Genomic DNA, 20274 nt, shown 5'->3' on the forward strand with positions numbered 1-20274 from the left:
TTACCGAACGAACGGGCCCCTTCGGGGGTCCGTTTCGCTGCTCGCCCCATTTTGAAGGTGGGGCCATGTAACGTTTTACGCCAAAAAAGTTACATTTCATTACCTTTACAACGTGAAATGGTGTAGCCTACACAAGGCTAGTTGGTGTCTGGTATCACCAGGTTCGCGATAGGGAGTTGTATTCGAATGATCGAAGGTTCGGTTTGTGAACACCCGGAGGGGGAGTTAGCGCTCGCACCAGGCTCTCTGGTGATCATTCGGGATGAAGAATGGCTTGTTGAATCTGTTGATAGCACCGAAGGGGTCAAGTGGGTGCATGTTCGCGGAGTAAGTGAACTGGTCAAAGACACCTCCGCCACCTTTTCTTCTGCCTTGGATACCATCACCCCCTTTGACCCTTCCCAAACCAAAGTGGTGGCTGACCGCAGTCCGGGGTATCGATGTTCACGCTTGTGGTTAGAAGCGATCTATCGCAAAACTGCCGTGCCAATTGGCACTGATGAGAAAATTATCGAACTTCTGATCATCTACGCTGACCGCCACACTCTCACAAGGGGAGCTTATGAGCCCAAGTAAGCGTTCTTCTCCTTCGACGCCACCAAGACGCATGGCAACGGAGCTTAGGACACTGTTGCTGTGAGCCAAATCATCCACCTTGATAAAGGCCAAGTTCCTCTATGGCTTTTGCCTACAACCTCGAAATCGACCACAACGATGCAGGAGATAGCCAGTCGTGATCATCACCTCCAAACCACTGTGGAAGCTCGTCGACGACAAAAACATGACCGGAAAAGATATACGCCACGGGACAGGCCTATCGGTGACCGTTATTCCCAATTTGTTTAAGAACGGCAATATCACCAACAACGTTTTAACTCGAATCTGCCAAGCACTCAACTGCGATATCGCCGACATCTGCGAGGTTGTCTCGAACGAACAGGAGATCGCACAATGATCCGTGATGCACGCGAACACAACGCAACCGTCACCCCTAACGAATTTGAAATTGAACGACTACGCGCAGCGCTACCGGAGTATTTCGACAAAGACGGGGCATTCATGCTCGACCGGCTCCAAGAGAGCCTCAAGGAAGGCGACGTCAGCATCACCAAGGAAGGCTACGAGCTCAAATTCCTCGGCAAATCATATGCCAAATATCTGACCTCCACTGAAACCGAAACCGTTGTTGTCCCAGACCTTGAACACAACCGTAAGCCGGAGAACAAGGAGTCGGAGAACCTCTACATCATCGGTGACAACCTCGACGCACTCAAGCACCTTCTTGGCTCATACGCTGGACAGGTCAAATGCATCTACATCGATCCTCCTTACAACACGGGCTCTGACGGGTTCGTCTATAACGACGACTTTGGCTTCACGTCCGCGCAGCTTATCGACAAGATCGGGCTCAGCGAAGACGAAGCCGAACGAGTCCTAGACCTTCAAGGCAAGTCCTCACACTCAGCATGGCTCACCTTCATGTACCCGAGACTCCAACTCGCAAAAGAGCTCCTCGCTGATGATGGAGTCATCTTCATCAGTATCGACAACAATGAGCAGACGAACCTCAAGCTCCTCTGCGACGAGGTATTCGGTGAACAGAATTTCGTTGGTCAAATTATTTGGAAGACGGCAACTGACAATAATAAATCGCAGATAGCTACGGAGCATGAGTACATTACATGCTACGCGCTAAATAAGTCAGCCCAACAGTCATGGTCTGCGCAAAGTTCAAAAGCGAATCTAATACTCGAACAATACTCATATTTGAAAATGAAATTCGGCAACGCTCCGGATGAAATTCAGAAAAGATTACGCAGTTGGATTCAAACGCAAGGAGAACTCCTTGACGGGGTGAAACACTACGACAGGGTGGATGAGTACGGCGTTTACTATCCAGGGAACTCATCGAACACGAAACCTGGAGATTATCGCTTTGACATTCTCCACCCAATTACGCACCGAGTATGTGCAAAACCAAAGAATGGTTATCGCTGGCCAGAGAAAACCTTTCTCGAAGCTGCAGAGAGAGGGGATGTCGAGTGGGGAGTAAATGAGACCACGGTACCCAAGATCAAAAAACGACTTGAAACGGTCAAGGACACGCTATCTAGTGTCTACTACGAGGACAATCGTGCGAATACATCCCAGCTGGATCAATTAATGGGGGCAAGCGTCTTTGACAATCCAAAATCTATAAATCTTCTCAAGAGGGTAATTCGATTTGTGACTAACTCGGAGAGTGTAGTTCTTGATTTCTTTTCTGGCTCCGCTACGACTGCCAATGCGATGATGCAACTTAATGCGGAGGACGGCGGTAACAGGAAATACATAATGGTCCAGATACCCGAGAAGATCGAACTTGGAAAGCCAGCTTACGATGCTGGTTATCGCACGATTGATGAGATTGGTCGTGCGCGTATCAAGCGTGCGGCTGCGAAGATCAAGAAAGAGACTGGCGCGGACATCGATTACGGTTTCCGCTTGTTCAGGCTGGAGGAACCGTCGGGGCAGGTACTGCATCAACTGGAAGCCTTCGACCCCAAGCAAGCGGATATGTTGTTCGCTGGGGACTATGTGTCGAAGTTCGATCTGGATGGGACACCTGGCCATGACACCGTCTTGGCGACGTGGCTGGTGAAGGATGGCCGCGGTCTGACTGCGACACCTCAGAAGGTGAAGCTGGCCAAGTATGAGCTGGACGTGTGCGGTGATTCTGGTTACGTCATTGATGCTGGGTTGACGAGTGATGACGTGATGATTCTTGTCCGTCTACTGGAGACTGGCGAACTGGGCTTGTCTAGGGTTGTGGTGTTCGGCTATTCGGTTGAGTTCTCGGTAATGCACGAGTTAAAGAAGAATCTGGCTGTGTTGAAGTCGGGCAAGACCGTTGACCTGATCGAGAGGTTCTAACTGATGCAGATTAAGCTTCAAACTCTCGACCACCAGCAGCGCGCGTTGGATGCAGCGACTGGGGTGTTCGCGGATGTTGATTTGAGTTTCTTGTCTCCTTCAGAGGCGAATCCAGTCTTTGACGTTGGGGATCCGCAGATCACGCATAATATTGCCCAACTGCAGGCTGGGGCTGTTGATGGTGTGGCGGCTGTGCCGAAAGTGTGGCGTACCCGCACTGATGATGGCGTGCTGGGTGTGGACATCAAGATGGAGACCGGTACTGGTAAAACCTTGGTATACACGCAGTTGATGTTCGAGTTGAACCGGCTTTATGGGTTCCATAAGTTCATCATTTTGGTGCCGTCGACTCCGATTAAGGAAGGCACCCGCGCTTTCATCAAGGCCGATTATGCTCGCCAGTATTTCGATGACACGTATGGTGGTCGTTTCAAACTGGATCTTGAGGTGCTCGATCCGCAGAAGCGTTCGAAGGGCCGTAAAATGTTTCCTTCGGCGATCTCGAATTTTGTGCAAGCCTCCCGGCTAGCTAAAGGCCGCATTAGCGCGTTGTTGATGACTGATGGCATGTTGCAGTCAAAGGCAACGATGGCGACAGTCTATGACCAGTCGGTGCTGGGAATGTCGAGCCAGCCCTATGAGGCGCTGGCGATGACCCGCCCGGTTGTCATCATTGATGAGCCGCACAGGTTCCGGCGTGAGAACAAGGCTTACCAAGTCCTACTTGAGCAGATCCAGCCGCAAGCGATCTTCCGGTTCGGTGCAACGTTCCCGAAGCTCGACAAGTCCGGAGCGACCGATTACAACAATCTTGTGTTCAACCTTGGATCGGTTGAGGCGTTCAACGAACAGCTCGTCAAGGGCGTGGCGATCCAATACCCGCAAGACGACGGCAGTGAATCTGTGCGTCTGAAGCTCATTGGCATGTCGCGCTCGAAACCCAAGAGTGCGACGTTTATCAACCTCGACACGGGCATGTCCATCACGTTGCGAGTTGGTGAATCTCTGGGCGATATCGATGGTGACTTCGCTGGAGTCACGGTTGAGGGCGTGGGCAAGACCGAGAACGCGCTGATCAAATCCGGTGTCACGTTATCGAACGGGCAGATTCTTGCTACGGGCGATATTTTGGCTAGCCGCGTGTATTCAGAGACTTATCAGAGCTTGATGATGAAGCAAGCACTGGATAATCACTTCGAAGCCGAGTGGGAGAACTTTCGTCGCTCCACCAAGGTCAAAACACTCACCTTGTTCTTTATCGACTCGATCGAGTCTTACCGTGGCGAGGACGGTCCTGGGCATCTGCGTGCGCGCTTCCATGAACTCCTCACCACCAAACTGGGCGAGCAAATCGACAAGCATAAGAACGACACATCCACAGTTGGTAAAGAGTATGTCGCCTATTTGCGTGCGTCACTAGCAGACGTAGCGGCAACGAACGGTGGCTATTTCTCTGCAGATAATTCCGCGAGCGATGAGGCAATCAAAGCCGAAGTCGATCAGATCCTGCGTGATAAACAGTCGTTGCTTTCGTTTACGAATCCGGACGGCACACCGAATACGATGCGGTTCATTTTCTCGAAGTGGACACTACGTGAGGGCTGGGACAACCCGAATGTTTTCCAGATCGTGAAGCTACGCTCCTCGGGCTCAGAGATTTCCAAGCTCCAAGAAGTGGGACGCGGCCTGCGCCTGCCCGTCGACGTGAGCGGCACACGGCTCGCGCACGAGCAGTTCTACCTCACCTACCTGATCGACTACACCGAGAAGTCGTTCGCTAACGCTCTAATCGGCGAGATCAACTCCGACGTTGCCGTGTCAACCCCATCAGTGAAGGAACTCTTACCCAAGGTCGCTGCAGAGCTCGGCACAAGCGAAGACGATTTGTTCTTCGACCTGCGGCGCACCCACAAACTCATCGACCGGGACTACAACGTGCTGGAGGGCAAGGAACAAGAACTGTTCGACCGTTATCCACAGTTCAACGTGGGCAAGCTCAAGCCCGACAAGGTTGTCACGAACAAGTCCAAGACCAAGGTGGGTATCCGCCCTGGGCGATACGCCGAGCTTAAAAACTTGTGGGAGGCTGTCAACGCCAAGTACTACCTGAGACTCGAAGACCTCGCCGAGCAGGAAATCGCAACCTGTATCGACGACATTCTGGACTCAGGGATCTACACCGCGCAGACCGGACGGTTCATGCAAGAGACGATCGAACGTGACGACGATGGTGAACTGATCGCAAAAACATCAACCAAGGCTATGTTCTCTATTGATGGCACACTCACTTACGGTGACTGGCTTAAAGGCGCCTATCTGCAAACCTATCTGCCGATCCAGGCGATCAACGCTGGGCTTGTGCGTTACAACGCGAAGCACCCACTACCAGAGGGATTCTTCAACAAGGCCACGCTGGCTAGGTTCGTCGCCCAGTTCCAGGAGTGGATGCAACGCGAGTTCATCAACCGCTTCTCCTATACCCGTATTGACGCGCCACTGGGAGCCACAGCACTGACCGAACCAGACGGGCAGCCGCTACGCGACATCGTCCAAGGCAACATTGGTATCTACCGTGATGCCAGCGCGAACGTGCCAGATAAGTTCCTCTACGACGCGTTCGTCTACGATTCCCCGAAAGAAAAGGACAACATCCAAGACTCCGACGCGCTTGACGAGGTCGTCGTCTACGGCAAGATCCCCCGGCGGTCTATTCGTGTGCCGGTCTATTTCGGTGGAACCACAAGCCCAGACTTCATGTACGTGCTCAAAGGAGCAGACGGCAAAATATCGCTGAACTTCATTATCGAAACCAAGGACGTCAACGCCCAATCCGACCTACGCGAGTCAGAGACGCTGCGGTTTGAAGCAGCCAAGAAGTTCTTCAAATCCATCAGCGACGATAACATCAACGTCCAGTTCTCCCCGCAGCTCAAGCACGCCGACATCGTCACGCTCATCAAACAGGTAGTGGAACAGTGAGTAACGAGAATGTTTCCCAACTTTCCCTTTTGAAAAATCGACGCGACAGGATTCTGTACACATACAAAACTCATGAGAAAGCTGCCGATAAGATAGATTGCATCGAACGCTGGCGCAAACGTGCAAGTATCGTTTTGACGGCCGTTAGTGCGACCACTTTCCTTGTCTCACTGGCTGGTACAATAGTGGCAGAGCAAGCCACAAACCTCATCATTTCATTCATTGCGCTCCTTACAACAGGTGTTTCATTGGCAAGTGATGCATTTGATCTTCCTAACGAGTCAAAAAATCACGCAGCAGCAGCTCGCGAACTGCGCTTAATATTCCAAGAGTACGAAGCGCTGGTGGTCGACCTTGAGACAGGGGCGGTCACCTTCAACGAAGCAATCGAGAAGCGAGATCAACTCGCTAAGCAAGAGAGGCAAACGCTGGCGAGTATCCCCGTTCGAACGACACGGAAGAACTATGAAAAAGCTTCAGAGGCGCTCAACACTGATGAGAAAGTATTCAATGATTCTAATCCTGAATGAGAGGATGAGTAAAACCAATGCTGTCTTCGGCTGAGCTTTTCGACCAGATCCTCGAAAACCTGAAAGTATCCAACTACCAAGAAATCGCTAATAGGCGAGACGAGATCACCAAGTCGTTGAACGGCGAATACCGAGAAGGAGACCCAGGCTCGACTGCTCATCGGTTGATGGTAGGTTCCTACGGTCGCCACACTGCAATTGATGGGGTTTCTGATCTGGATTTGCTTTATACTCTTCCATCTAAATTACGAAACAAATATAGATCGCCTGAGGGTCCTTACCGTGCCCTTAAACGTACGAAGGATGCGATTGTCAGACGTTACCCAACGACAGACGTCTCCGTTAGCCAGCTAGTTGTTGCTGTCAAATTCCAGAACTTTACTTTCGAAGTCCAACCTGTTTTTCAAGAAAAAGATGGAGATTTTGCTTACCCAGACACGAAAAAGAAATTATGGCTTCGCACTAAACCACGCAAGGAAATTGAAGCCATAAAAGATTTCAACGCCGAATCATCGGGCTCCCTAAGGGCGCTTTGTCGATTAACTCGCTCATGGAAGAACAAGCACGATGTGCACATCGGTGGCCTACTGATCGATACCTTAGCTTTCAATTTTCTGAAGCATAATGAGCAATATCAAAACGGGAAATACTATGACCAAATGTTCGCTGACTTCCTTGACTGGCTATCCAACGAGCCTTGCAAGAGCTACTATCTAGCACCTGGAAGCAACCAACAAGTGCGCGTAAAGCAAGCCTTCCAGCGGAAAGCGTCAGCTGCTCACGAACTCGCCATGAAGGCCTTCGAATCTGAGGAATCCGTTTCATACGCACAGCGATGGCGTGAACTTCTGGGTAAGCCAGTCCCGCTTTCCGATGCCCAAAAGAGCCGCAATCGCGATTACGTTGACACTGAACAGTTTATTGAAGACTACTACCCTCAAAATATTCGATATACGCTTGACATTGATTGCAGCGTTAAGAGTCAGGAAGAATCTACGTGGCTCTCCGATTTGTTACGCAGGCGCTTACGGTTGCCGCACGATCGGAAGCTAATTTTCAAAGTAACTTTCTGTGACGTTCCTGAGCCTTTTGAACTCAAATGGAAGGTTCTGAACCAAGGCGATCAAGCTCGCGAGCGAGACATGATTCGCGGATCAATCCTGGATGACAACGGAAGTCAGAGCTTGGAAGAAAGTAGCGATTTTTACGGCGATCACTTTGTAGAGTGCTACGCCATAAAAGACGGAGCTCTTGTGGCTCGAGCACATATATCTGTCCCAATTGAGTAAGTTTCACTGCATATTTTGACGCTTCCCTAAACCTTTTGACGCCCCACCTTCGACACTGAAAGGTGGGTGCACAAGCACGTCCGTCCGTTTCCGGATGAGTGTGCCGGCCGGAAACTAACTGGCGCTGGCGCACCTTCTCCGCGAGCGCAGCTTCACCCTTAACCGAAGATTTTGCACATTATCGCGCTGCCTCATGCGGCTAGGGCGAACTCGAACTCACCATTGACTCAACCATTTGGCATCAGATTCAGTCTCGACCTAACGGGGTAGCCTGCACGACCAAGCAACTGGCATGCAGTATGCTCGCCTCGTTCGTTCTCCGCATGAAATCACGCTCACACGCGACATCGAGTCTCACCTAGCCACAAGCCATTTCAACCTCAATCGGGCAATTGGCCAGCAACCTAGCTTTGTATCCAACCTGCTCCCGTTCCCGAACCGGCTCTTGGGTCGGGGGCATCCGCTATGGAGGCCACCCGCCAGGTGGATGAACGCTATTTGTACCGGCGTCAAGAAGTATTGTGTGAAGCTATCTGCCCAGAGGAATACCACAGAGAACTTCAGCGCACCAGAGCCGAGATCGTCTCACACAATGTGTATGGTGTAAGCCTTAACGCCACGGCAGTGGAGCTGGCTGAAATTCCCTTGTGGTTAGACACGATACTGAGCGGGCTGGTCGCCCCATGGTTTACATTTGCGGCGAGGCAATTCACTTATCAGTGCTTGCCATGTGGTGTATTCAACGGCACAGCAAAAAGAGAAGGCCTGGCACCACTCCGGCGCGAGACATCCCGGTTACCAGCCTGAGTGAGGAGGTTGATGCCTACCGTGTAGGTAACGAGCTCAACGAGGGCATTCATCATTTCTTGTTGCCAGCCGCATGGCGGGGGCAGCCGCCGATGTCAAGGAAGCGAAAAGCTTGCTGAAGAAGCGACGAACACACTAAAAGTCCGCATAACGGGTTTAAGAAAACCTCTCAGCTACCCTGATTTAAGCCTCGCAAGGTTTGGCCATACACGTTGAATACCTCTCTCTGGCAGCTTGGTCTGACTCTTTATCGCTGAAGATGCTCACCAACGCATTTATGGCCAGCGCATCGTGTTGAGTCACCATGGCATTAAGATCACCGGGCGCTCTCGTCGCCTCACCTTGAATTATCGCACCACCCGCGAGAACTTGAGTGCGGCCTTGCAAACCCTAGAGGGTGGGGACTACCGCGACCTAGACCTTGACGAATCCGTAGAAGCCACGGGCTATCGTTCTGCCCGATCAGGGCCAGTTCCCGTGTTTAAATCCGTGGATTCTCGTGAGCAAGAAGTTGAAGAAGTCGTTGCTGCTATCCAGGGCTGGCTTGCCCCTTTGGGGAAGGAGAATGCGCCTGGTGTTGCCCCAGAAACCATTGGGGTATTGGTCCATGATCAACGCAGCCGAGATCGCATGGTCGAGGCGTTGGCGTTGAACGATATTCCGGCAAGAAGCGTAGACCGTGAACGCCCCCAGCCTGGCCAGGTACCTGTGATGACCATGCACCGAGCCAAAGGGCTGGAGTTCTCAAAGGTCGTGATTGCTGGCCATGGGATTTGGCCGGGATATTTCAAAGAACGCATCAAAAACTGGGACACCTCTTTACAGGCCGACGCCGACCTGCGCGAACGCTCCCTGCTTTATGTGGCCATGACCAGGGCCCGAGACGAACTCGTTGTGATCACCCCCCAAGACCAATAGCAGCCCCTTCATACCCAATTCCTAAGATGAAGGTAAGGCCATGTGACGTTCTGGGCCGGAAAAGTTACATTGCCCCACCTTCATCTTTTGATTTCCCCCTAAGACTTGAGATATGTTACCCGATAGGTAACATGTATGCATGAGGGTTGCATTTGCGAGTAAGGAGCTAGAGCGCATTTGTACCGATGAGCGCTATATGCAGCGCAAACTTGGCGCCAAGGTCGCCAAGACACTCAAAATCCGTATTGCCTCCCTCACCCGCGCTCAACACACTGATGATCTCTTAGAAGATATAGGCCACTGGAAACCGTTAACCGCAGATCGATCAGGACAGTGGTCAGCACGCTTAACAGGAAACTGGCGACTCATCATTGAACCCGACGAATCTCAATGCATCACCGTCACGGTCATAGCCGTTGAGGATTACCACTAGCCAATCACCAAACCAAGAAAGGAGCAGCCATGGCTATCACACGCCTGCCATACGTCGTTACCCCCGGCGACGTTATCAAAGAGTGGATTGACGAAGAAGGCATCAACGCCGCCGAGCTGTCTCGTCGGCTTGGGGTATCTCGAAAACATGTGAGTGAACTCTTAAGGGGTAAGACCCCTCTGACCCATCAGATGGCAATCAGCCTCGAACACGTGACCGGTGTTCCTGCCCGTATCTGGAATCAACACGAAGCTGGCTACCGTGCTGACTTGGCCCATATTGAAGCACGTGAAGCATTGCTCCCACAATGGGAAATCGCCAAGCTTTTTCCAATTAAATACCTCCAATCCCTGGGTATTATCAGCTCACCAAACTCAGATAAACCCGGCATCATCCAAGAGCTCTTGAGCTTTTTACAGATTGCAACCTTGGATGCGTTCAATCCCAGCTGGGCTGATAGTTCCATTGCCTATCGGCGTGTAGCCGTGCAACACAATCAGTCCTATGCCCTAGCCACCTGGCTCATGATTGCCGAGCACCACGCTAAAACAATTGAAGATCTCCCGCCCTATACCAAAGCCGGACTAGAAGCCCATATACCCCTGTTACGTTCGTTAACCAGCAAAATGCCGGAAGAAGGGATACCCGAGGCCATCGCCACACTTGAATCTGTTGGTGTGGTGTTGTGTTTAGTGCCACCAATCCCAGGTTTTGGCACGTATGGGGCAACACACTGGGTCAACAACACCCCAGTTATTCAGCTGTCTTTGCGAGGTAAAAAGGACGATCAGTGCTGGTTTACCCTCTTCCATGAAATTGGCCATGTACTCTTGCACGGAGACAACGATCTCTATCTTTTGGATGATGAATCCATGGTTGAAGAAGAGGCCAATGCCTTTGCAGCTTCAACGTTGGTCCCAGAGCTCTACCAAGCTCGTCTCCCTGAAAACCGAGATATCGAAGCCATCAAAACCCTCGCCACAGAGCTAGACATCGCACCAAGCTTGGTACTCGGTCAAGCTCAGCGAAAAACCCGTGATTTTAGCTGGGGGCATAAACTTAAGCGTCCGGTGAACCTTGAAACCAGACTGGTTGATAACCGTCTTGTCATCACCCCCACTACCTAGGCGCTTTTCGTTTTCCAATTCTCAAGACGAAGGTAAGTCCATGTAACGTTCTGGGCCTGAAACGTTACCTTTGTCTACCTTCATCGTTGGAGAGAGGTTACGTCACATCTCGCGTAGCCAGGTAGCAACACTACGTGGGGTGTAGCCGAGGACGTTTTGGGCGGCGGTGCGGCGCACGAGTTCGTTGTCGGTGTTGGCGCCGATAGCTTTGTACATGAGGGTAACCGCATGGGCAGATTCGGGGCCGAAAACCGGCTCAAGGCGTTTCCCAAAAGCTTCGGGGGTGATGGCCTCATAAAAGACCGGTTTGCCAAGGTGCTCACTAAATCCTGTGGCCAAATCTTCGCCGGTCAGCCCAGGGAGATGGCCAAGCCCCACCACACCTTCAACCGCTGGAGAGTCAAAGAGGCGAACGGCCACATCGGCCACATCTAAATGCGAACACCACGACACCCGCAAGGTGGCAGGCACGGGATAGTGCAATACCCCTTCGGCTTGAACATCGTCTTGCACCACAGGCAATAACAGGTTTTCGAGATAGAGGCGTGTAGCAATCACTGCCACAGAAATACCACTCTTTCCAAGACCTTCCAACAAGACTTGAATGGCTGATTCGGGTGGGGATTGTAAGCACAGGTCGGGCCGGTCAATCACGCGCCCACTGGTGGATACCACCACTCGGCTGGGTCGAACGGCCTCAACGGCGGCAATCACATTGGTTGCATAGGTAACCAACTCATCTGCCCCACCCAACGGCAGATGCACAAATACCCCATCAACTTGGGCATACGCGTCTTTCAACGTATTGACATCACCGAGGTCCACAGTCACACCTTTCACGCCTGGTGGTACCTGGTCAACATGGCGCACCGCCCCGAGCACATGATGCCCGCGAGCCAAAAGTGCCTTACATACAGGAGATCCTTGGGCCCCACTGGCCCCATGCACAAGATAGTTCATGCCTCATTAGTACAATCATTGCACTAGTTACATCAACTGCACTACAAGGAGTTTTACAAATAATGACTGAGCGCGCACTCCCAGCATGTGGGGTAGCCCGTTGTCTTATCCTCCTCGACGGCCCATGGGCAACCCTGATCATCCGTGAACTCCTCCACGGCCCGCGCCGATTTAACGAACTCCGTAGTGCTCTGCCAGGGATCAGCGCACACACCCTCACCAGCCGGCTACGTAAATTTGAAACCCATGGCGTGATCACCAGAACCGCCCATGCCGAGGTACCCCCACGGGTTGAATATGCCCTCACTAGCCTGGGTGAAAGCCTCCGCCCGGTGCTCGACGCCATGAATACCTGGGGTGAACAAACCCCTGACGCGGCCCTCACCACCGGACACCGATCACCCACCCCTGCATCTCGCAACGGCAGCGCACCACGTGCTGCACCTATGCCCACTAGCTAGAGGACCAACCCCTGCGGGCTACTCACGGCTATCCACTGCCAGGCTCACTTGTGTTGAATACCGCAACTATGCGTTGAATCTCAGCTCAGACAGCCAACACCATGAACCAACCTATACCCGGGCCAAACCAAAGCACCCCGGGCCAGCAGAGAGCACCAGCTGACCCAGGAGCTGCTTTTCATACTGGGTTTGCGTTTAGAAACAGAGAATAGGTCTGGCCTAGGCTTTGGTGGCAGTCCAAATAGTCCAATGGTCCGCGTCAACCACCTTGCCAGGGGTGAGGCGTTCGCCCAGCTGGTCAACCATGGCCATCAACTCAGCTTCGTCGATTCCACGGGTAAACCGGAGTTCAGACCCATCACGCAATGCCTCGATATACGCCTCAACGGTGTCGTATACATGCCGGGTTTCCCACACTTCTTGTTCGGTAACGTCACTCAAGCCAGCGCTGGTTACTAGGTCATGCACGACCTGGCTAGTCACCGCCATATGAGATCGACGTTCGCGCAAGGCCGGCAGCATCTCAACCTGGTAGCCAAAGGGGTAAGTATTGCTCCCCGGTTGCGCATGATTATCCTCAGTAAAATCCTGAATAATCACCTTGCCGCCGGGGCGCAAAATACGTGCAGCCTCGCGGGCAAACCCATCAAAATCCTCCAAATGATGCAACGCTGCACGAATAAAGACCACATCGACGCTGGCATCGTTCAGGCCTGTTGCACTTGCATTACCAAGAACGTGGCGCTGGTTTGACCCGGCCGCAGCCGCCTCACGGGCCACTTCGAGACTGACTTCGTTCGTATCTACACCGGTTGCACTGCTGGCACCCATGCGCAGCCACCCACGCACATACACCCCAGCCCCACTACCAATATCAACCACATCCTTGCCCTTGGGATTGATCAAACCCTGGATAATCTCAATCCAACTCTCATGAACCTCACGGCCTACCTCCGGCCTGAAGTGGTGAGGATGATCACCGTGCCCATGTCTATGCTTACTGTGGCCATGATGGCTGTGACTACCATGTTCATGCTCGCCGTGCGCGTGATGGCTGTGGCCCTCGCCGTGACCCTTCCCACTATGGCCGTGGCCTTTGCAACACCCACCCTTGCCTTCACCATGCGTATGGTGTCCATGCCCATGACCTTTGCCACCACAACAACCTCGGCGCCCCTCGCCGTGATGCTCGCCATGCCCTTGACTATGGCCATCACCATGTTTTTCACTGTGGTGGTGATGGCCGTGATGATGATGCTCGTGATGGTGTGAATTGTCGTGATGGTGTGAATCGTTGTGATCGTAATCGCGGGTGTGTGACATCATTCGCCTTTCTGCTACATCTCAGATGCACGATATACGCACTGTCACCTTTACCCATCCAACCGTTTGGCCAATACACACCCCACCTGGCCTACACCACTGCGCGCAGCAAGCAACTACCCTAACCTAACCATATCTGACCAGCCAAAATAGATGGCTTTATGTGCTTGGCCTTGCCCTACAACACGTATGTATACGGCACAACCTGTCACGCAGCTTTTGCCACAGGAATCCAAACCTCATAGCGTCCCGTCTCTGGATCAGGCTCGATATACACCTCGATGTCTGGGCCACCGGCATAGTCAAACCCAGAGTTTGGAAGCCAATCAACCATGATGTCATGAAAGAGTTGGGTCATCGTGTCGTGCACACCTTTGCCTTCAAAAACGGCATAGGTCAACGCGGGCACGATGAAGGCTTCTAAACCGTCAGTGGGTTCTTTAGTACTGGGGACTGCAACCCAATACTTAGCTGACTGGCCATCCATGGTTGTCAGCCCAAGGCAAGCAAATGGTTCGGCGTTGATCATGGCTGATAGCTTCTCCAGCGTGCCATCACTGACCGCATCTTCCCAGGCTTGTCTAAATATCGGCCCGTTTTCTTCCATGCGCTGACTGAGTTCAACACTCCGGCCAACAACCCGAATCGCATCCTTGTGCTCAATTCGATAGTTCATTTTTTCGACTCCTTTAACCGTGAGCGTGAAGTGAATCGGTGGGTAGGACGTCAAGATGGCACCTTGTTGACGAGCCGCTGATGGGCTCAACCCATGCACAGACTGAAACGCACGATTAAACGCCGTTGGTGATGCATACCCATACTTCAGACCAATTTGCAGCACCGTTTGGTCACTGTGTTGCAAGTCGGTAGCAGCCAATGACATGCGCCTACGTCGGATATATTCGCCCAATGGGATGCCAGCAAGGTAAGCAAACATCCGCTGGTAGTGAAATGACGAACACTGCGCAATCCGGGCCAACTCTTCATAGCTAATCTCACCACACAAGTTCGCCTCAATATGTTCAATGGACGTATTAAAATGCGTAACCCACTTCATCACTTCCTCCTTACAAAACGGAGTGTAGGAGCCACGTTTCTGTACATCCTCTCTTTCTGTGCACCATAAGGCGAGCCACGCCATGAATAAACATGAACAGGCGCAACCAGTTGATCGCGCCTGTCTCCAACCACGGATGAGTTAATCTTCACTCCCGTCGTTGGTGAACACCATCCAGTGAACCCCAAACCGGTCAATAAAGTCACCATATTGGCCAAAGGATTGAAGCCCAAAAGGAACCTGGATTTCACCGCCTTCTGACAATTGTGCAAATGTGCGTTGTGCGAGTTCGAGGTCATCAAACAACATGCTGAGTGACACATTTGTGCCATGCGTAAATGTTTCCCCTAATCCATCTGAGGCCATCAATACAAATGCATCATTAATTGATAACTGCGACCACATCACTTTTGATGGATCCTCTACGCTGTCAATGCCATGCTCAGCAAACGTAGTAACGACCAGTTCACCACCTAAAACCTGTTGGTAGAACGTGACCGCATCGTTGCACTCACCTTTTGAGAAGCGAATAAAAGGGACAAGCGTCCGATTAGCCATGGGTTTCTCCTCTATTGTTTCGGATTCCCTGACCGTACCGTTCTCAGGAGTAGACACTTATCCGATTCTGCGCTCAACTACCTTCGGGTTCGAATACTCGTGCTTCATCAACAAAGGCACGCGATGTGAGCACTGGAAGGGTGATAACAATATGAGCAGGTAAGTCCTTGGGGTCAGCAAGCACAACCTTGAACGGTCTAGTTGACCTTCCCGGTGGTAACACCCTGAGCGGAATACCGCCTTGGATAGGCCGGTCAGTAAGGATTTGCTGAGCCATATCGCTCGGAGAAATAGCGGTTGCTAGCACCCAATAATCCCCCGGTGTCACGTTATGAAACACTACTCGGGTTTGCCCCCGTGGTAGAAGTGTGCCCGTTTCTGGAATGCCCTTGGCAGCACGATTCGGGAAGAGCCCAACATACACATCCAGCGATTCTGCTCCTGATGGCAGTACCGCGTCACCTTCAACCCGACTGCCACCGGGAGTTGTGCCACAAAGATGAAGATGACGAACGGGATAATCGGTGAACATATCGCCTACCCGCTTGAATGCACGTGGTGAAAGTCCAACCTCCGCATGGAAACGTCGACTGAATGTGCCGAGCGAACTAAACCCCAACCCAATCCCAATGTCGGTAATCGATGCGTGGTTATGAAAGATGAGCTCTTTAGCCGTCTTGAAGCGTTGGGTTGCCAGCCATGCGTTCGGCGATACCCCCATGACGGCGCTGAACATGCGAGTGAAGTGTGCCGTTGAATAGCCCAGTTCTTCGGCCAATTCAGGCATTGTCGGCGGTTGGCCAAGGTTGGCGGTTAGAAAGGTCATCGCCCGAATCACAACGCCGACAGCATGCGGCGTAACACCATGTGGGTCCAGGAGATCAGCCATGTCATCAGTATAGGAAGGTGAACCACAAACACCTTCACAACGAATGGTACGAATCAACTGATTCTATGGCGAACATGCAATATTTCTCATAAACCAGCTAGGCTTAGCGTGCACATCCAAGGGGCCAGGTAAGGCCCGGTCCTAGTGACTAGCAACCGCTTTGACCAGTACACGTTAGGTTTTTAGTGACAAAATTAGACAACATCGCAAATAATCAAGTCCTTCAAAAGAAGATCTCTTTTGGGAACTTCCAGCTGACTCTTTCAGCGATCGCAACGGTCCTGTTAGTTGCGCTCGCCGTCCTGGTATTCCTTCAACCTGACATAGACGAAAAGGTCTTATCAGCGGTTGGAGCTGCAATTGCATTCCCCTTTGGTAGCTTCTTGCTCCATCGCTACAAGGTTGCGAAAGCTCGCCTGAATTATGTCGGTATTACAGCCGACCAGTACCCCGAGGTATTTCGCTTAGCTAACGAACTCTGCGCCCAGGCCGGTATCTCACCAACACCGCCCATCTTCTTGATTCGAGATCCCAGCGTTGACCCGTGCACCTTGAACCCGGGCTTACGTAACGCAATCGTCCTTGGCACTGACTTTCTTGCCGGTTCACGTGAAAACAACACGCCAAATGCTGTTCGATTCATGCTTGCCCATCAGATCGGACATTTTGTTGCTAACCACCACAAGAAGCGCTGGCTCCTCTTCTCCGCTGCAGCCATGGGGATGCTAGGCACCAAAACCCTCATCATTCGAAACCTTGAGTTCACTGCTGACGCCTATGCGGCAACCGTTGTTCCTGAGGGCACGATTGATGCTCTTGCCCTCTGTGCCGTCGGCAAAGACAACTACCCCTATGTCAACCCTGATGAACAAAACCGTGTTGCCAGGATGAATCAAGGATTAATGGGTTTTCTTGCCAAGTGGAGTGCTGATCAGGTGCCGCCTCCTGAACGTCTCCGTCGCCTTGACACGGATGGCTTATTGGAGCGGCCTGAGGATCGTGTGGTCCCTGATCACCGTGAGCTCTTCCATGACGATTATTTCACACAATTCAAGAAGGCTTAACGAATCCGATACAAGGGGTTCTCACTATGAGACTTGTAGAGAACCCTTTTATGCATAGCTGTGTATTGCTACCTCTGCTTCACCATATTCATGAATAGGTGGAACCCTTTGGCATGTCTAGGGAGTTGGCAAGTTGCAACTATCCCTGGGTCATCGCACAGGAATAGACACGCTTGATGGTCTCCGTGCCTAGAGCTCTCGGGGCTAACCAACACGGAGTCCAGTAGTGCAACGATAAGGTTGAAGTAATGTCTGACATTCTCCCATCACCGATCAACCTTGAGCAACCGTGGGCACTATCATCCCAAGACGCCCTTAGCCAGTTAGAGACCAGTGAAGAGGGCTTAACCAGGGAACATGCCGAATCAAGGTTGGCCGCCTATGGGAGGAATGAACTCCCTTCACCCGAAGCCACGCCCTGGTGGCGACGCCTATTAGATCAGTTTGACGACATCCTTGTCTATATTTTGATGGGTGCCGCGGTCTTAAAGGCGATTAATAGTGAGTGGGTCGATTTCACGGTTATTGCCGTAGTTGTTATTGCGACAGCTGTAATCGGAGTCATTCAAGAAGGCCGCGCCGCTTCAGCACTATCAAGCCTGAAACAGATGCAGTCGTTAGATGCCCAGGTGCGCCGAGATGGTGCATGGGTGCTCGTTGATGCCGCCACATTGGTTCCTGGTGACCTCGTGCGAATCAGAGCTGGAGATCGCGTACCTGCAGATCTCCGGCTTCTCCGTGGTACCAACATGCGCCTTGATGAGGCGGCGTTAACAGGCGAATCAGAGCCGAGTGAAAAGAGCCCAGAGCCGGTTTCACGTGAAGCAGGGGTTGGTGACCGTGCAAGCATGCTGTTCTCCGGCACCATTTTGACGGCCGGTGAAGGTGTTGGTGTCGTGGTGGCTACTGGCATGCACACGGAGATTGGCAAGATTTCTACCCTTGTCGCAGATCAAGAAACGATTGCGACACCACTTAACCGCCAACTTGCCCACCTTGGTAAACAGCTCTCTATCCTCATTGGAGTATTAACCGTTGCGATGGTGCTCGTTGGTCGCCTCATCCATGATGCCCCAACAGAAGAATTGCTTGAAGCCGCCATTGGGTTTGCCGTAGCTGCGGTTCCTGAAGGTCTCCCTGCCCTTGTCACCATCACATTGGCGTTGGGTGTACAACAAATGGCTAAACGTAATGCGATTACCAGAAAAATGGAATCTGTTGAAACGTTGGGTGCAGTGACGACCATTTGTTCGGATAAAACCGGCACGCTCACCCAAAATGAGATGACTGCTCGGGTTGTTATTACTACTGAAGGCACCTACCGCGTAGAGGGAACCGGATATGACCCGGAGGGTCGAGTCGTCGCGCCTGACGGGAGTAATGCGGCGTTGGCTGATCACCGTGGCCTCGCCGAACTCGTCATTGCGGGTGGGGTCAGTAACGATGCCGGCATTGAACAAACCGCAGTTGGCTGGCGTGTTGTTGGACAACCCACAGAAGGTGCGCTTGATGTGCTGGCCACCAAAGCTGGGGTCAATATTGATAGGGTTACCCGGGTAGCCCATGTGCCCTTTGAGTCAACGCATAAGTTCTCAGCAACCTTGGATGATGTGCCAACAGCTACGGGAACAGAGCGTGTTGTACATGCCGCCGGTGCCCCCGACCGACTCCTTGACCGTTCAACGTATCAGCGCAGCCCTGAAGGCAAGCGTGTACCCCTTGACCGAGCCATGTGGGAAGAACAACTAGAAACATTGACCGACCAGGGCCTTCGTGTACTTGCGGCTGCATCACTTCCCGGTGAGGGGTTAACCGATTTAACCCATAGCGATCTTGATGAAGGGCTTACATTCCTTGGTTTGGTTGGCATTGTTGACCCACCACGCCCGGAAGTTATGGAGGCCATTGACCGAGCCCACCAAGCCGGTATTCGGGTGAAGATGATCACCGGTGACCACAAGGGTACGGCAACCGCAATCGCCCGTGAATTAAAGATTGCCCCACAAGAAGGCCCGGTTGAAGCCTTAACGGGTGCAGATATTGAGCGCATGAAACAGGACGAACTCTGCCAGGTTGTGCGCGATGTAGATATCTATGCCCGCACGTCACCTGAGCATAAGTTACGTATCGTTCGTGCTTTGCAATCCCACGATGAGGTTGTGGCAATGACCGGGGATGGGGTGAATGACGCGCCCTCGATTACTCGTGCCAATGTCGGTGTGGCCATGGGAATTAAGGGTACGGAAGCTACAAAAGAAGCAGCCGACATTGTGCTGGCTGACGATAACTTTGCCACCATTGAACGGGCTGTTGAGGAAGGTAGACGGATCTATGACAATATCCGAAAGTCGGTTGTGTTCTTATTGCCGTCAAATGGGGCCCAGTCCTTGGTGATTCTTTCAGCGATTGTGTTCGGGTACACCCTCCCATTGACCCCACTCCAGATTCTGTGGGTCAATCTGGTCAATGCCATCACCTTGTCACTGGCCCTGGCTACTGAGCCTGCGGAACCAGGCATTATGAACCGACCACCGCGCCCCAAAGATGAACAGATTTTGAACCGTTCATCGTTGTGGCTCGTGCTCCTTGCCTCTCTGTTGATTGGTGCGGCTGCGCTGGCATCCTTCTTGATTACCCTTGACTTAAGCGGTGACCTGCCGACTGCGAGAACTACTGCGGTAACGCTTCTTATTCTTGGCCAGGGTGCCTATCTCTTTAACTGCAGACTGTTGAATACTTCTGCCTTCACACCACGAGTACTCACGGGCAACCCAACAATCTGGATTTCTGTTGGCATCATGATGGCACTCCACTTGCTCTTTACCTACGCCCCATTTATGCAGGCCTGGTTCGCCTCTGCACCCATCGGGATCCTCCCGTGGGGACTAGCCGCTGGCTTTTCAGCACTCATCTTCTTGATTGTTGAAGCTGCTAAGGCCTGGTTACGCCAGTCTCACTGAACACCT

The 20274-nt window shown here is 52.2% G+C and carries 17 protein-coding genes and 2 pseudogenes; 14 read left to right on the forward strand and 5 right to left on the reverse strand.

The features are described 5' to 3' along the window. Window positions 1–186: 186 nt before the first annotated feature. From VCU37_RS02855 to VCU37_RS02900, 10 genes and pseudogenes are all read left to right on the forward strand, one after another. Window positions 187–576, forward strand: a complete 390-nt coding sequence (locus VCU37_RS02855; RefSeq protein ID WP_336249120.1) for a hypothetical protein — start codon at window positions 187–189, stop codon at window positions 574–576. Between the two features lie 157 nt (window positions 577–733). Then, the gene (locus VCU37_RS02860; protein WP_336249121.1) at window positions 734–955 is read left to right on the forward strand and encodes a helix-turn-helix domain-containing protein; all 222 of its coding nucleotides are present in this window, start codon (window positions 734–736) and stop codon (window positions 953–955) included. Next, the gene (locus tag VCU37_RS02865) at window positions 952–2913 is read left to right on the forward strand and encodes a site-specific DNA-methyltransferase (protein WP_336249122.1); all 1962 of its coding nucleotides are present in this window, start codon (window positions 952–954) and stop codon (window positions 2911–2913) included. The genes VCU37_RS02860 and VCU37_RS02865 overlap by 4 nt, the downstream gene beginning before the upstream one ends. Window positions 2914–2916: 3 nt before the next feature. Beyond that, complete coding sequence (locus VCU37_RS02870; protein ID WP_336249123.1) at window positions 2917–5892, forward strand: type III restriction-modification system endonuclease; 2976 nt, start codon at window positions 2917–2919, stop codon at window positions 5890–5892. Then, on the forward strand, window positions 5889–6422 hold the full coding sequence (locus tag VCU37_RS02875) for an SLATT domain-containing protein (RefSeq protein WP_336249124.1): 534 nt from the start codon (window positions 5889–5891) through the stop codon (window positions 6420–6422). The genes VCU37_RS02870 and VCU37_RS02875 overlap by 4 nt, the downstream gene beginning before the upstream one ends. Window positions 6423–6439: 17 nt before the next feature. Next, window positions 6440–7711, forward strand: coding sequence for a nucleotide-binding domain-containing protein (locus tag VCU37_RS02880; RefSeq protein WP_336249125.1), 1272 nt, complete (start codon window positions 6440–6442; stop codon window positions 7709–7711). A 483-nt stretch (window positions 7712–8194) separates the two neighbouring features. Continuing rightward, window positions 8195–8645: pseudogene (locus tag VCU37_RS02885) on the forward strand (hypothetical protein); the annotation flags it as partial. A gap of 164 nt (window positions 8646–8809) precedes the next feature. Continuing rightward, window positions 8810–9436 (forward strand): 3'-5' exonuclease, encoded by a 627-nt coding sequence (locus tag VCU37_RS02890; RefSeq protein WP_336249126.1) that lies wholly within the window; start codon window positions 8810–8812, stop codon window positions 9434–9436. Window positions 9437–9575: 139 nt separating this feature from the next. Further along, the gene (locus VCU37_RS02895) at window positions 9576–9869 is read left to right on the forward strand and encodes a type II toxin-antitoxin system RelE/ParE family toxin (RefSeq protein ID WP_336249127.1); all 294 of its coding nucleotides are present in this window, start codon (window positions 9576–9578) and stop codon (window positions 9867–9869) included. Between the two features lie 29 nt (window positions 9870–9898). Then, the gene (locus tag VCU37_RS02900) at window positions 9899–10996 is read left to right on the forward strand and encodes an ImmA/IrrE family metallo-endopeptidase (RefSeq protein ID WP_336249128.1); all 1098 of its coding nucleotides are present in this window, start codon (window positions 9899–9901) and stop codon (window positions 10994–10996) included. Between the two features lie 102 nt (window positions 10997–11098). Here the strand turns inward: VCU37_RS02900 and VCU37_RS02905 are convergent, their stop codons facing one another. After that, window positions 11099–11956: an SDR family oxidoreductase gene (locus tag VCU37_RS02905; RefSeq protein ID WP_336249129.1), complete on the reverse strand. Its 858-nt coding sequence runs from the start codon at window positions 11954–11956 to the stop codon at window positions 11099–11101. Window positions 11957–12018: 62 nt separating this feature from the next. Between VCU37_RS02905 and VCU37_RS02910 the strand changes: the two genes are divergently transcribed. After that, a complete protein-coding gene (locus VCU37_RS02910; RefSeq protein WP_336249130.1) occupies window positions 12019–12417 on the forward strand; it encodes a winged helix-turn-helix transcriptional regulator in 399 nt (132 codons plus the stop codon). Between the two features lie 219 nt (window positions 12418–12636). Here the strand turns inward: VCU37_RS02910 and VCU37_RS02915 are convergent. Then, window positions 12637–13350, reverse strand: a pseudogene (locus VCU37_RS02915) (class I SAM-dependent methyltransferase); the annotation flags it as partial. A gap of 54 nt (window positions 13351–13404) precedes the next feature. On the opposite strand from VCU37_RS02915, the gene VCU37_RS02920 reads away from it, so the two are divergent. After that, a complete protein-coding gene (locus VCU37_RS02920; protein ID WP_336249551.1) occupies window positions 13405–13689 on the forward strand; it encodes a hypothetical protein in 285 nt (94 codons plus the stop codon). 259 nt (window positions 13690–13948) lie between these two features. Here the strand turns inward: VCU37_RS02920 and VCU37_RS02925 are convergent, their stop codons facing one another. The 3 genes from VCU37_RS02925 to VCU37_RS02935 all read right to left on the reverse strand — a co-directional run bounded on the left by VCU37_RS02925 (window position 13949) and on the right by VCU37_RS02935 (window position 16244). Continuing rightward, window positions 13949–14797 (reverse strand): AraC family transcriptional regulator, encoded by an 849-nt coding sequence (locus VCU37_RS02925; protein WP_336249131.1) that lies wholly within the window; start codon window positions 14795–14797, stop codon window positions 13949–13951. A gap of 141 nt (window positions 14798–14938) precedes the next feature. Beyond that, window positions 14939–15355: a VOC family protein gene (locus VCU37_RS02930; protein ID WP_336249132.1), complete on the reverse strand. Its 417-nt coding sequence runs from the start codon at window positions 15353–15355 to the stop codon at window positions 14939–14941. 73 nt (window positions 15356–15428) lie between these two features. Then, window positions 15429–16244: a helix-turn-helix transcriptional regulator gene (locus tag VCU37_RS02935; RefSeq protein ID WP_336249133.1), complete on the reverse strand. Its 816-nt coding sequence runs from the start codon at window positions 16242–16244 to the stop codon at window positions 15429–15431. Window positions 16245–16429: 185 nt separating this feature from the next. On the opposite strand from VCU37_RS02935, the gene VCU37_RS02940 reads away from it, so the two are divergent. After that, entirely contained in the window at window positions 16430–17308 is an 879-nt protein-coding gene (locus tag VCU37_RS02940; protein WP_336249134.1) for a M48 family metalloprotease, read from the forward strand. Between the two features lie 248 nt (window positions 17309–17556). Beyond that, entirely contained in the window at window positions 17557–20268 is a 2712-nt protein-coding gene (locus VCU37_RS02945) for a cation-translocating P-type ATPase (protein WP_336249135.1), read from the forward strand. Window positions 20269–20274 lie beyond the last annotated feature (6 nt).

This window comes from Stomatohabitans albus, assembly GCF_036336025.1.
GTDB classification, from domain to species: Bacteria; Actinomycetota; Nitriliruptoria; order Euzebyales; family Euzebyaceae; genus Stomatohabitans; species Stomatohabitans albus.